The organism is Gardnerella rara (assembly GCF_055452355.1).
This window is the reverse complement of sequence record NZ_JBVBJP010000004.1, coordinates 23923-38572: the sequence shown is the minus strand read 5'-3', so window position 1 is coordinate 38572 and position 14650 is coordinate 23923. Positions and strand designations below refer to the sequence as shown.

The following is a 14650-nucleotide window of genomic DNA, read 5'->3' as shown; positions in this document are numbered from 1 at the left end:
TTACGAATTAGTCCATCAGACATCATATCATCTGATGTAATGATTCCTACATTGGTGTAGGTATTGTTCATGATTTTCACAATGCTGTGGAATTTATGTAAAACAATTACAAAAATAGGAGTGCGTATGCGTAGAAGTGTCATAGAAGATGCAAAGCGCGTTGTTGGTACTGTTGTTGGAATTACTCTTGCAATAGGCTTATGCTCTGGCGTAGCTAATGCTACTTCAGAAAAATCTAGTAAACCCAATAGTTCAGTTTTGCAAATATCGCTTAAAAGAACTGATAGCCTTAAAGATAATGTTCAAATAAATAGCAGGCTAACATATACGGTTACATATACAAATAAGGGTTCACAACCAATAACTGCGTATCCGTATGAAAGTAATATTTCCGATATTAGAGTTGGGGATTCAAAAAATTGCCGCTGGGCAAATCTTAATCCAGGTGAAACTCAGCAGTGCGGCTTTGGGTATCATGTTGTAACCGAAGAGGATGCCAAAGCGGGTAAATTCACGCCTAAAACAGTTTGGAAAGCTTCAAAAGATAGGGACGGTAACCAAGTAATCGAAAATAACATTGTTGTTGAAGACAAGCCTGTTACTGGTATAAAGAATACAGAATTTGACTCATCTTTGGGCCTTAAAACGGTAAAGCTTACAAACAGAACCAATAGCGTTTGCTACAGGATTCCAGCAATAACACAGACTGCAAATGGTTGGATTTTAGCAGCATACGATAAGAGGCCTGGTAATTGCTCTGATGCACCTATGCCAAACTCCATTGTTCAGCGAATTTCAAAAGATGGTGGTAAAACGTTTGAAGCTGAAACTGTTGTTAAGCAAGGGCATGATGGCAATGAAAAGACTAGATGGGGATATTCGGATCCGTCTTATGTGTTAGACCATGAAACTAATGAAATCTTCCTGTTCTCTGTAAAGTCTTACAGAAACGGCTGGGCTTGGTCCAGCGCTGGAGTAGATCCGGAAAACAGGAACGTTTTACACGCTTCAGTTACTAGCTCCAAGGACAATGGCGTCACTTGGAGCACTCCAAAAATCATTACTAAAGATGTGACTGCAGACGTGGGGCATTGGAGCTCTAGGTTTGCGGCATCTGGTCACGGAATTCAGCTTCGCTACGGCAAGTATAAGGGTCGTTTGTTGCAGCAGTATACAATAAACAACTCGGGAAAGATTCAAGCAGTAACGGTTTACTCCGACGATCACGGTAAGACTTGGAAAGTTGGCAAGCCTGTTGGGTTTAGAAGTGAAAAATCACATATGGACGAAAACAAGGTTGTAGAACTTTCTGACGGACGAGTTATGTTGAATTCTAGGCCTCAGAATTTTAGGCATCGTCTTGTTGCAATATCAAATGATGGCGGCGAAACTTATGGCGAAGTAAAAGAAGAGATGCAGCTTCCAGACCCTGCAAACAATGCTCAGATAACTAGGGCATATCCAGATGCGCCTATGGGATCTCCAGAAGCCAAGGTTCTTGTGTATTCTTCTTCTTCGGCGCATGGGCGTAGTGACGGCTTAATTCGCGTATCGTTTGATGATGGTGCAACTTGGGATACAGGCAAATTGTTTAAGTCTGGCTCTATGGCTTATTCTTGCATTGAAGTTTTGAACAAGCAGCATGGTGGCGGATTTGGTCTTTTATATGAGGGCGATAATAGCAATATTATTTACACTCATATATCTGAAGATTGGCTTGGATATACTCCTGTAACGGCAGATAATAGCGTTATTGACGTTCCGCAAAATGCCAAAAATATTGAAGTTAAGATTAAGAATCTTGGAGGCCATGATTATTCCGACTTAAAGCTTTCTATGAAGGATTTAGGTAAACAATCTGAATCAAATAAAGATTGGAAGATTCAAGATAAGACTGGTATTTCTGTAAAGCCTTTTGCTAACGCAAATGTAAAACTAGGTATTGCAATGCCTAAGGATGTTAAAGAAGGAACAACCGTTTCGATTCCAGTGCGATTTGCGTCTGCAAAATATGCAGTGGGAGACTCTTTGCCGGGAATTCAGTCTGTGATTAACATTCGCGTTGTAAAGGCAGTGGAAAGCCATAGTGTTGTGCCTTCTGCTCCTTCTGTGCCTTCTGAACCTTCTGCTCCTTCCGTTGATGTAAAACCTTCTGTGGATACTCCTTCTGCAGAAAAGCCTTCGCAAAATCCGCCATCGGAAGCAATTACACCTACCGAACCTGCGGAAAATCCAGCGCCTGCAAGGCAGCAAGCACCACAGGTTAGTAATCAATCAAGGAATGAAGCTAAGACTCAGAAAGCTGAGCAAAAGTCTGAGCAAAAGTCTGAGCAAAAGAAAGAGGATTCTAAGGCAAAAGACGATGTTGCCCCAGCTCCTCCAGCCAGCGTTGATCAGTTGGATAAATCTCTAAAGGGAGCTATTACCGTTGGAAACAATAATCAGATTGTTGCTGGTGAGCCTGTAAAGATTTCTGGAAAGATTTCCAACAAGGAATTTGCGCAACAGCTGCAAAAGAACGGTTCGGCAAAAGCCTATGCGTTTATATATTCCACGCCTAAAGCCTTAAAGGATGCCGATGGCAATTCGTTTATAACGGTTCGTGGATCTGCAGACAATGCACAATTCTCTGTTGATATTCCAGACGGATATTCTGGAAAGCACACAATCGTGCTTGTAAATGAGAAAGGCGAACAGCTTGCCTGGAATGAGGTAACAGTTAGCGCCAATCCAGTTGCAGATAAAAAGGATAGTCGCAGTGAAAAATCGGATTCAAACCGTAATGCATTTAGTAAAGTTTCAACGGGAAGTTCAATGTTGATTGTTCTTGCGGTTGTAATGCTTCTTGGCACTGCTGGATTCTTTGCAAAGGCAATGCGCAATAAGATTGCATAACCAATATTGCTAACTCTAAATTTTTGTAGTTAGTTATATACGTAAAGCGCTGATTCATTTAGATTGTGATTAACAAGTTTTGTTAAATTAGATTCTATTGAATTAGCGCTTTACTGTTTTGTTTTTTTTTATGTGCAGAAAATAGATTCGATTGCTGCAAAATGCTTGTATTGCAATGCGTGATGCGTGAACGCTATTTCCGCTTTTTGTTGTTGATTTTGCCATTTTGAGCTACATTTTCGGTAAGTTTTTCCCGAGAATGTAGTCCAAAACGTTGATTCGAGCTACATTTTCGGGCGCGACGACCTGCCTGAGCGCTTAAAGCGTAGCGCGCGAAGGCAATTCGGAGCGCTGAGCTTGCTCAAGTTGAAAGCACAGTGCGCTTTGACTGAGCTTGAAATTGCATAACGCATTTCAAGCTCCTTCAAAGCGTGATTTGGCTCAAGCATAAAGTCCAGTGGACTTTATGTGCCAAATCAGCCGAGCGGCTACTAATAGCCGCGAGGAATGGAACGCAAGCGAAGATATGAGCGCGACACACCCGAAAATCCTTTCCTTAAAAAAACCTGGGAAAATTCTTCAAAAACCTTGAAACACGTATTTTTACGGTTTAAGTATTGCTTATCCGCAAATTTTACGGTGAATGTGGCATTTAGTGTGGATTATTCTGTGTATAACATTATTTTTTTCGGTTTAGCATGTGTGGCTGGGGCTTGACTTTTTTAAACGGGGGGGGGTATGTTAATAGCAAACATGGCCGCACCTAGTTTGGCCGTGTGCCGCAGTCCACTTTGGATTGTGGAGCAAATTTTTCTCTGCGCCCCTAACGCAGAGGAGAAGAAGAAAGGAAATTAAAATGATGAATAAGAAGGCTATCGCCGCTTTCGCTGCTGGCGCAACTTTGCTTGCCGGCTTCGCAATGGCAACCCCAGCATTTGCTAAGGATGAGACCAAGCAGCCAACTCCTGCTGAGGTTCTTAAGACTGCTCAGAAGGCTGTTGAGGATAACAACAAGGCTATCACGGACGCTGAGGCTGCTATCGCTGCTGCTACGAAGAACATTGAGACTGATAAGGCTTCTGTAAAGACTGCTGAGGAAGCTCTTACTGCTGCTAAGGTTTCTGAATACTTCGAAAATGGTAAGCTCAAGAATGCTAAGAAGAGCTTTGATGTTACCTCTGAGGAAGGTAAGAAAGTTCTTGCTTTGCAGACTGCTTACAATACTTTGGCCACTGACGAAGCAGCTAAGACCAAGGCTGAAGGCGAATTGACAACTGCTAAGGCTAAGGTTTACGACTTGGATCAGGCTTTGAAGAAGGCTCAGGAGGCTGCTGGTGCTGCTGAGGCTCTTGAGAAGAGCTTCCACACCAAGGAATATCACATTGCTAACGTTTCTCGTGCTAAGGTCAAGCTTGATTCCACTAAGGCTGATCACGCTGATAAGATGAAGACTTACAGCGAGAAGTTTGAGGCTTGGCAGAAGGCTGATGCTGATTTGAAGATGGCTACGGCTAACTTCAAGGCTGCTCAGAAGGCTGTTTCTGATGCTTTGGCTTCTGGTTTGAATAATTCTAACCCAACTGCTTACAACGATTTGTTGGATGCTCAGAATCGTGCTTCTGCTGAGCTGGATGCTGCTACTAAGGCTGAAAAGAAGGCTGCTGATGAGCTTGCGAAGGCTCAGGGTGAGGCTGAGAAGGCTGCTCGTAATTACAACGATGCTTTGAAGGCCTATAAGGCTGCTTACAATGCTGCTATTCGCGATGGTGTGAAGCTTCCAGCTGATCTTCCAGAGATTACTGATCCATTGGTTCCAACTACTCTTCCTGGTGTTCCAGGCCAGCCAGGTAAGCCAGGCCAGCCAGGCCAGCCAGGTCAGCCAGGTAAGCCAGGCAAGCCTGAAGTTGAGAAGAAGAAGAATGATGGCAAGAAGTTGCCAGGCACTGGTGTTGGTGTGACTTTGACTGCTTTGGCTGCAACCATGCTTGCTGGTATGGGTGCTGCTGTTCGCAAGGCTCGTCACTAAGCACTGCGCGCGCACTCGTGTGTTTTAGAGTGCGAGTGCGCGTATAAATTAGGCTTGCGTTAGGCGGCGGCGCGTGTTTTGCGCGCTGCAGCTTGCATGCTGGGTTTAGGGTTTGCTTGGTTTGCCGAAATTTCCTTTTCTTACCTTGTAGATTCTTTATTCTGCTTGCGGGTGCTTAATGCTTGTTGCTAGAGATGGTTTTCCGCTAGGGACGGAATTCTGTTCTTTAGTTTTAAAGGCTTGTTAGAAATCTAACAAGCCTTTTTGCGTATAACATAGTTCGTATATGCCCACTTCCTGGGTTATAGGCCAAAGGTGGCTTAATGAAAAAACGATTACGGAACATCGTGCTATGGTTGCACAAAATGTATAAAAAATTGTCTCAAGCACCTTTTGCTCTATAGCTCCAACAATTTCTACGCATTGTGGATAAAAGGTGTTAGAAAAATCTATAATTCAGCTGTGCATTGTTTTGGAAAAGTAAATATGCTAGAGGGTCACGCAAATTGGTGACCCCCTGCTAACAGCAATCAACACTTCCTATAGTGAAGTGAGCTTGTCGTACATATAAGCATATACAAATTTGGTTATTTTTACAAATTTAATGATTACGTGTTGCATTAATAATTTTTTCAATATAAAAACATGTTAAACGTAATTATTAAATTTAGAAGAATATACTTATAGAGTTCTAGCACAAATTGATGATGTTATTTGTAACAGTGGTGTATATTTTCCAATGAAGCGTCGTATACAAAATGACATTTTTTAATGTAAATAATGTAAATATGGGGGGGGTAGGTGCAAAAAGAAACCCCAGATTTGAGCACTGTTAGTATGAATAGGAGCTTTGCTCGAGTGTAGTCGCAAGTACAAAGATTTATCAGACGTCTGACGAATTGTAGTGTGATTGGTGTAGTCTACAAATCAAAAGACAAATCAGCGACGATTTCAAGGAGGATATCATGCTGAAAGCTAAATTCGTTGTAGGCGCATACGCATCGTTGCCAAAAACTCGCGAAGATCAAGAAAAATACTACGATTTGCTGGGCAAGCAAAGCTGGATTGCTGGAACAGAGATTCCATACCCAGGTGATTTGGCAGATGCACAAAACCGCGCATGGCTAGCAAGCGCAATACCATCGCATTGGCATGCAAACACGATTACAGCAATTCCAGGAACAATGCGTCACATAAACTTTGACCCAGATCCAGAATTTGGACTTGCAAGCCCAAGCGAAGAAGGCAGACATCGTGCGCTGGCTTTCTTTAAGGATATTCGCGAAGCAATCGCAAACGTTGTAGACATTAGAGATAGCTGCGATATATCTCATGTAGAAATACACACGGCGCCAACTCGCTTAGCTCAGGCGGATGCAATGAAGAAGTCGTTAGAAGAACTCGCTCAGCTCGATTGGTGTGGAGCAAAGCTGGTGATTGAGCATTGCGATAGATACATTGAAGGCCAAAATCCAGAAAAGGGATTCCTGCCTCTAGAAGAAGAGATTCAGATTGCAAAAGAAGCGGGAATTGGAATTACAATCAACTGGGGTAGAAGCGTTGTGGAAGAGCGCAATGCTCAAGCGGCAGTAGAGCACGTGCGCGCGGCAAGGCAGGCTGGTGTTCTGCAAGGATTAATGTTCTCGGGAGCTGGCCCAGATGCAACGCAATACGGATATGAGTGGATTGATGGCCATTTGCCAATGAACCCAGATGAGCCGACTTCGTTAATGACGTCTAAAGAAATTCAAGAAACCACTCGCGAGGCGCTAAAAGACGATTACGCAATCGACTATTTGGGTGCAAAAGTGTGCGTTCCGCAAGACGCGAGCGTTGAGGAGCGCTTGGGATATTTGGCGCGCATTCACGATGCTGTGGCTGGAGCGCAGGCTTAGTAACAGGCTGAATAACAGGCTGGATAAACAGTAAAAGTAAAGCTCAAACGCGAGTAGAAAACGGAAATTGTTATGAACGAAGTAAAAGATTCTCGCTCTACATATCTTGCTTTTGACATAGGCGGAACAAAAATCGCATACGGATTGGTGACTTTGCCAGAGTCTTTGGAGTCTGCAGGGTCTTTAGAATCTGCAGGGTTTAGCTTTGGCAATGAAAGCGCAGACTGTGCTTCTCCAACAGTAGAAGACTATGGCTCTATGCCAACAGAAGCTGCAAAAGGCGGAGAAGACATAAAGAATCGCCTAGTGGCGTGCGCAAAGCAAATATTGGAAGATGCGGCGAAAAGTGGCAAAAAAATTAGCGGAATTGGAATAGCGGCTGCAGGAGTGCCAAATAGCAAAACTGGCGAAATCGTAGCAGCTACAGACATTCTTCCTGGTTGGCGAGGTCAGCGAATTTACGACGCGTTTAAGAGCGTAACCGACCTGCCAGTTTATATGATTGGCGACGTTGGCGGCCACGGCCTTGGAGAGGCGATTTACGGTGCTGGCCGCGGAAAGTCGATTGTGTTTTCCGTTGGCATAGGCACTGGAATTGGCGGCGCGATTATTATAAACGGCAAGCTGTTTTCGGGCGCGCACGGAGTTGCTGGGCACGCTGGCCACGTTGTTAGCGATTTGGGAGTTGGCTTCGAGTGCTCTTGCGGAGCGCATGCGGGGCATATTGAGCCAGTGGCCTCTGGAACGGGGCTGGCAACTCTTTACAACAGCAATCTTCCACAAGGCGGCGAGCTGGCACAAAACGGCTACGAGGTTTGTGTGCGCGCAAATTCTGGGCAGGATGCGCATGCTAAAGAAACGCTTGCTAGGAGCGGCAAGGCTTTGGGGCAGTGCGTTGCGGGAATGGCAAATCTTATAGATCCAGATGTGATTGTGCTTTCTGGCTCTGTTGTAGAAGCTGGCGATATTTGGTGGAATGCTATGCGAAGCGGGTTTGAAGACTCGGCATTAACGCTGATTAAAAGCACGCCGATTGTTAAGGGCAAGCTTGGAGGGTCTGCTCCGCTTATTGGCGCGGCTTTTGCTGTTCACTCAAATCGTGCTTAATCGCGTTTAATCGCGTTTGATTGCGTTTGATCGGGTTTAATTTTGTTTAGTTTAGTCACATTTTAAAAAGGAGGAATCGCTATGAATCCTGTGATTGAAAAAATCAAGGGTGGCCTAGTGGTTAGCTGCCAGGCATACCCAGGGGAGCCGCTTAGGCACCCAGAAACAATGGCACAAATGGCAATGGCTGCTGTAGAAGGCGGAGCTGTTGGCATTAGATGCCAGGGATTGTCGGATATTTCTGCGATTAAAGGGCAGGTAGATGTGCCTGTAATCGGCATTTGGAAAGATGGTCACGAAGGCGTCTACATAACTCCGACTTTGCGTCATGCGCGTTGCTGCGCTGCTGCTGGAGCGGATATTATTGCGATTGATGCAACCGATAGGCCACGCCCAGATGGGCTGACTTACGAGCAGACTGTTCGCGCTTTGCACGACGAAGGCATAGTTGTTATGGCCGATTGCGGTAACTTCGATGATGCCAAGCGCGCAGCGGATTGCGGAACGGATATTATATCTACCACTTTGGCTGGCACTTCGCCTGGAAGGCCAAAAACGGACGGCCCAGATTTTGAGCTTTTAGGCCAGATTTTGCAAGCTTTCCCAGATTATCCAATTATTTGCGAAGGGCGTATTCACACTCCAGATCAGTTGCACAAGGTTATGCAGATGGGCGCTTGGGCTGCTGTTGTTGGAACGGCGATTACGCACCCAACGTCGATTACGCGCTGGTTTGCAGCAAAGTTGTAGGCGGCGAGTGGGTAGGCGGATGCGGCTGGGAGCGCTAAGGAAAAGTCGCAAGCAACCGCAGATTTGCCAAGCGCGTGTAAGTAACAAATAAATAAAAATAGTGGTTATGTGTGTGTAGATTATGTGCGATTTTGTTCTAATTTTTCGCGATTTAAAAAATAATCAAAATTTTCACAAATTCGACACACGCATAACTTGACATCAGACATCAGACCTCTTATGTTTGAAGTAACGTGAAAATAATGCACGCGCTATAATTTAAAATGTTTTCGCATTCGAAGACGAAATGCAAAAAACCCAAACTCAATGGTGAGGAGAAAATATGGCACGAATTAACTCGAAGCTAACCGCGGCGCTCGCCGCTGGTGTGGCAGCATTAATGATGCTTTCTGGCTGCGGTGGAGCAAAAACCCACAAGGCCGCAAAAGCAAAGACCGCTGTTAAAGACACGATTACAGCACAGGTTGCATACGCAAGCCGTGACTTTGCGCCATCTACAACCTCTGGCGCGTTGCCAATGGCAGCAAACTGGCACGTTACAGAGCCACTTTACGCTCTTGATTACAGCAACTTTAAGGTTTTCAACGCTCTTGCAAAGGGTGAGCCAAAGAAGATTTCCGATACGGAATACGAAGTAACCATTCGCGATGCCGCTAAGTTCTCGGATGGAACAGAGGTAACCGCAGGAGATGTGGTATCTTCCTTTAAGCGCACAACCGCAAAGGGCAGCCTTTACATCTCTATGCTCGACTTTATTGACTCTGTAGAAGCAAAAGACAATCGTCACGTAATCTTTAAGCTAAAGAAGGCGTTCCCACTGTTCAAGCAGCGCCTTGCTTTGATTCAGATTGTTCCAACCGCAAAGTCTGATGCAGATCTTAAGAACATGCCAATCGGCTCTGGCCCATGGAAGTATGTTTCTATTACCGATAACCAGGTAAAGTTTGAGCGCAACGATCTTTACAACGGCAAGTACAAGGCACAAGCCAAGAAGATGGTTTGGAATGTAACCGTTGATGATACCGCTCGCGTAACCGCAATGCAGGGTGGCAAGACCGACGTAATGGAAATGGTTCCAGCACAGGCATTCAACACTTTGAAGGCATCTGGATCTGAGCTTAAGACCGCACAGGGCTTTACTCTTCCATTTGTTATGTTCAACACAAAGCAGAAGCCATTTGACGACAAGCGAGTTCGCCAGGCAGCTCTCTACGCAATTGACGTAAACAAGCTGATTACCAACCAGATGAGCGGCCAGGGCGAGGCAGCAACAAGCTTCTTGCCAAAGAACTACGCAAACTACCACAAGGCAAAGAACGTTTACACCAAGAACATTGCTAAGGCAAAGAGCTTGCTTAAGGAAGCTGGCGTAAATGGTCCACTAAAGTTCACTCTTTACACCACGGATCACACTTGGATTACCCAGCTTGCTCCACAAATCAAGAACGATCTTGCTGAGATTGGCATGGATGTGGAAATCAAGTCTATGAAGTCTTCCGCACTCTACCCACAGATTACCGACCGCGACGATGCAAACTACTCCATGGTTCTTGCTCCAGGCGATCCATCCGTGTTCGGCAACGACCCAGACTTGTTGATGAGCTGGTGGTACGGCGACAACGCTTGGACCCGTCAGCGCTCCTTCTGGAAGAACTCCGAAGGATACGCAAAGCTCCACGAGCTTATGGACAAGGCTTTGGCTTCCAGCAAGCCAGCTGAGCGCCAGAAGTATTGGAACCAGTGCTTCGATTTGATTAGCGACGAAGTGCCTCTGTACCCACTCTTCCATCGTAAGACTACGACCGCTGTAAAGAAGGGTGCATTGGCTGAGTGGAATGCAATCGGCTCCACTGGCATCAACCTTGTAAAAGCAAAGCTAACAAAGTAGGTGCAAGTCAAAGTAACAAACTTCATTTTCCCTAACCTCTAACCGCAAAACCGGCCCAACTGTTTACCTTTCTCGCCTTTGTGCAGATGGGCCGGTTTTGTTATGCAAAAATAACAATTTTCTTCAATGGATGTGTGGATGTCTTATGAGTAATTTTCTTAGACTTTTAGGTAGGCGACTAATCGCCCTGCCGTTCATGGCATTCGGTGTTACGTTCCTCGTATTCTTCCTTATGTCATTTTCTAAATACGATCCAGCAGTTGCAGCATTAGGCGAAAATTCGTCTCCAGCAGCTCTGGCAGCCTTCCGCCACGAAATGGGCTACGATAGGCCATGGTGGCAGCAGTTTGGGTCTTACATAGTTGGACTCTTCCAAGGAAACATGGGTGTTTACGGCGTAAACAAGGATTCCGTAGCTCAGCGAGTGGCGGATGCCTTCCCAATCACCTTGCAGTTAACCTTCATTGGCTTGTTAATCGCAATAGTCTTTGCAGTAATCTTCGGCGTTTTTGCAGCGCTTTATCGCGATACTTGGGTTGACCAAACGGTTCGCGTGCTTTCGATTATTGCAATCGCAACTCCATCCTTCTGGCTCGGCGTTCTTTTGATTTACGTTTTGCAAATCAAGCTCGCATGGCTCCCAGGTTCTGGCGATTTTGTGCCGTTCTTTGAAGATCCAGAAGCATACATGGCCAGAATGGCAATGCCTTGCTTCGCACTAGGCCTTCCAGTAGCAGGTCAGCTTACGCGAATCATACGAACCTCGATGGTAGAAGAATTGGATAAGGATTATGTGCGAACCGCAATCGGCGCAGGTATTCCAAAGAGCGTAGTGGTTGCTAGAAACGTGTTCCGCAATGCTTTGATTACACCAATCACCACTCTTGGTATGAAGATTGGTTACCTTATGGGTGGCGCAATCGTTATTGAGGTGATTTTTGCACTACCAGGAATGGGTACTGCAATGTTCGACGGCATTAATGGCAACCAGCCGATGCTTGTGCAAGGCGTTGTTTTGGTTGTTGCAATCGCATTCATCTTTATAAACATTATTGTTGATTTGCTCTACGTGTTAATCAACCCAAGAATTAGGACGGTGTGACATGCTATTTGGAAAGAATCAGGTAGTAGATGCCGCATCAAAACCAGGCATCAAATTTAATAGATTTAGCAAGATGAGCTTAGGCTCTAAAATCTCGCTTGTTGTTATTGCAATACTAGCGTTCTGCGCTGTTTTCGCACGCTTCTTAGCGCCATGCGACCCAGTAAAGATTACGCAAAACTATCAGCCGCCAACAGGAGCGCACTGGTTTGGCACCGATAACCTTGGTAGAGACGTGTTCTCGCGCGTTATGTACGGCGCTCGCTACTCGCTTGTAATCGGCTTGTCGTCTGTTATCTTTGCATTGGTGATGGGTTCGATAATCGGCGCAATCGCAGCTGTGAGCCGCACTTGGATATCTGAGCTTATAATGCGATTGATTGACGTAGTAATGTCAATCCCAGGAATCGCATTAGCGGCTGTGTGCCTTGCAATTCTTGGACAATCCATGATTGGCATCATCATTTCCATTGGCGTGCTTTACGTTCCACAAATCGCAAGAATTGTGCGCGCAAACATAATAAGCGAATATGGAAAAGACTACGTGCGTGCAGTAATCGTTTCTGGCGCTCGCGCACCTTGGATTTTGCTCAAGCACGTAACGCGTAACATTGCAGCTCCAGTTATGGTGTTCACAACGCTTTCTGTGGCAGACGCAATCGTGTTCGAAGCTTCCCTTAGCTTCATCAACGCTGGTATTCCAGAGCCAACGCCAACATGGGGCAACATTTTGTCTTCTGCTAAAGCAGGCGTTATCTTTGGTTACTGGTGGCAGGCATTGTTCCCAGGCTTAGCAATCATGATTACCGTTTTGTGCCTTAACATTCTTTCTGAGGGCATTACGGATGCAATGGTTGCAGCTCCAACCGCTCCAGTAGCTAAGACTGCTGCAGATGCGGAAGCAGCTCGCAAGGAAGATAGGATTCTTACCGACCCAGTGGCAGCTTACGAGGAGCAGCACGACGCTTTGGTTGAGTCTTTGGCAAAGCTTCGCGCGGCCGAATTAAAGCGCACGGATCGTTTGCAGCCAACGTCTACAGAGCCTCCAGTTATTGAGGTTAAAGACTTGTGCATTCAGTTCCCACGCTACGGCAGCGTAAACGTTGTAGACCACTTGAGCTTCTCTGTTCGCCCAGGCGAAACAATGGGCTTGGTTGGTGAATCTGGCTGCGGTAAGTCAATCACTTCGCTTGCGATTATGGGCTTGCTTGATCCAAAAGCTAAGATTAGCGGACAAATCCTGTTTAATGGCAAGGATCTTGTAAAGCTTAGCCCAAAGGAGCACAATGCTTTGCGCGGCCACGAGATTGCAATGGTTTACCAAGATGCTTTGTCTTCCTTAAACCCATCAATGCTGATTAAAACGCAGATGAAGCAGCTAACTTCTAGAGGTGGCACTCGTAGCGCCGAAGAGTTGTTGGAGCTTGTAGGCTTGGATCCAAAGCGCACGCTTGAATCCTACCCACACGAGCTTTCTGGCGGCCAGCGTCAGCGCGTGTTGATTGCAATGGCACTTACGCGAGATCCAAAGTTGATAATCGCAGATGAGCCAACAACCGCTTTGGACGTTACTGTTCAAAAGCAGGTGATTGATCTTCTTAACGAATTGCGCGAAAAGCTTGGATTTGCAATGGTGTTTGTAAGCCACGATTTGGCTCTTGTTGCCAAGGTTGCGCACTCGATTACCGTAATGTACGCAGGCCAGGTTGTTGAGCAAGGCTCCACCAAGGAAATCCTCACCGACCCGCATCACGAGTACACGCGTGGTTTGCTTGGCTCCGTAACCTCCATTGAGGCTGGTGCTCCAAGATTGCACCAGGTTCCAGGAACGGTTCCAAGCCCATCCGACTTCCCTAAGGGAGATCGATTCGCTCCTCGCTCTTCTCATCCAGATCAAGGACTAGACGTGCGCCCAGTAATGAAGCGCATTCCAGGAACGTGGCACTTCTACGCCGCGCCTCCAGAGCCTGAATCGGATGCACCTTCCGCAATTTTGACCGCCTCCGATCAAGGAGATGTGCGATGAACATGAATGTTAACGAAACAAACAAAGTACAGAACGAAAATGGCGATGTTCCAATCATCGAGCTGCGCGACGCCGAAGTGGTGTTCACTACTCGAGCAGGATCTGGCTTATTCCATAAGAACAAGATTACAGCCGTAAACAAGGTAAATCTTAAGCTTATGCCAGGCAAGACGATTGGTATTGTTGGTGAATCTGGCTGCGGAAAGTCTACTACTGCAAACATTATGTGCGGACTCCAGCAGGTTACAAGCGGCAAGGTTTTGTTTAAAGGGCAAGACGTTACGCACCGAACCGCAAAAGAGCGCATGGATATTGGACGCGTGGTTTCCGTTGTGTTCCAGGATCCAGCAATGGCTTTGAATGCTCGTATGAGTGTGATTGATCAGCTGATTGACCCGCTTGTTGTGCACAAGATTGGAAGCAAGGCTGAGCGCGATGCTAGAGCCAAGGAGCTAATCCGAATGGTTGGTTTGCCTCATTCTGTTCTTGGCGCTTTGCCAGGTCAGCTTTCTGGCGGCCAGCGTCAGCGTGTGGCAATCGCTCGTGCGCTTTCGCTTAATCCAGATGCAATAATCGCAGATGAGCCAACTTCCGCTTTGGATGTTTCTGTGCGTGCTCAGATTTTGAATCTTCTTTCCGACTTAAAGAAGAGGCTGAATCTTTCCATGGTGTTTATTAGCCACGATATTCAAACAATCCGATACATATCTGACGAAGTTGTTGTTATGAATCACGGAACGATTGTTGAGCGCGGCGAAACTCACCAGGTGATTAATAATCCGCAGGATGCGTACACAAAGATTCTGATGGGCGCGGCGCCTTCGCTGCTGCATCCAACGGAAGAAGAGTGCAAGTAAGCGGCAGGTGCTAGTCGCTAGTCGCTAGCTTAAATGCGCGGGCGGTCTGCTAAGACCTGCAGTAAATCCATGCAGGCCGCCCATTAATTGCAAAACCTAAAATC

At 46.0% G+C, this 14650-nt stretch carries 9 protein-coding genes; all 9 read left to right on the top strand.

The window, feature by feature from the left end; all coding sequences use genetic code 11:
- The first annotated feature begins 126 nt into the window (after positions 1–126).
- On the top strand, positions 127–2895 hold the full coding sequence (locus tag ACZ0NX_RS04530) for a sialidase family protein (protein ID WP_464405790.1): 2769 nt from the start codon (positions 127–129) through the stop codon (positions 2893–2895).
- An 856-nt stretch (positions 2896–3751) separates the two neighbouring features.
- On the top strand, positions 3752–4921 hold the full coding sequence (locus ACZ0NX_RS04525) for a hypothetical protein (protein ID WP_464405788.1): 1170 nt from the start codon (positions 3752–3754) through the stop codon (positions 4919–4921).
- A gap of 965 nt (positions 4922–5886) precedes the next feature.
- Entirely contained in the window at positions 5887–6816 is a 930-nt protein-coding gene (locus ACZ0NX_RS04520) for a DUF4862 family protein (protein ID WP_060786616.1), read from the top strand.
- A gap of 72 nt (positions 6817–6888) precedes the next feature.
- A complete protein-coding gene (locus ACZ0NX_RS04515; RefSeq protein ID WP_464405785.1) occupies positions 6889–7923 on the top strand; it encodes an ROK family protein in 1035 nt (344 codons plus the stop codon).
- A gap of 81 nt (positions 7924–8004) precedes the next feature.
- Positions 8005–8673 carry an N-acetylmannosamine-6-phosphate 2-epimerase gene (locus ACZ0NX_RS04510; protein WP_004131256.1) on the top strand — a complete coding sequence of 223 codons (669 nt, stop codon included), beginning with the start codon at positions 8005–8007 and terminating at the stop codon, positions 8671–8673.
- Between the two features lie 322 nt (positions 8674–8995).
- Complete coding sequence (locus tag ACZ0NX_RS04505) at positions 8996–10561, top strand: ABC transporter substrate-binding protein (RefSeq protein ID WP_464405784.1); 1566 nt, start codon at positions 8996–8998, stop codon at positions 10559–10561.
- Between the two features lie 196 nt (positions 10562–10757).
- A complete protein-coding gene (locus tag ACZ0NX_RS04500) occupies positions 10758–11663 on the top strand; it encodes an ABC transporter permease (protein ID WP_060786613.1) in 906 nt (301 codons plus the stop codon).
- Between the two features lies 1 nt (position 11664).
- Positions 11665–13689 (top strand): dipeptide/oligopeptide/nickel ABC transporter permease/ATP-binding protein, encoded by a 2025-nt coding sequence (locus ACZ0NX_RS04495; protein ID WP_060786612.1) that lies wholly within the window; start codon positions 11665–11667, stop codon positions 13687–13689.
- A complete protein-coding gene (locus ACZ0NX_RS04490) occupies positions 13686–14546 on the top strand; it encodes an ABC transporter ATP-binding protein (RefSeq protein ID WP_060786611.1) in 861 nt (286 codons plus the stop codon). Before ACZ0NX_RS04495 ends, ACZ0NX_RS04490 begins: the two co-directional genes overlap by 4 nt.
- Positions 14547–14650 lie beyond the last annotated feature (104 nt).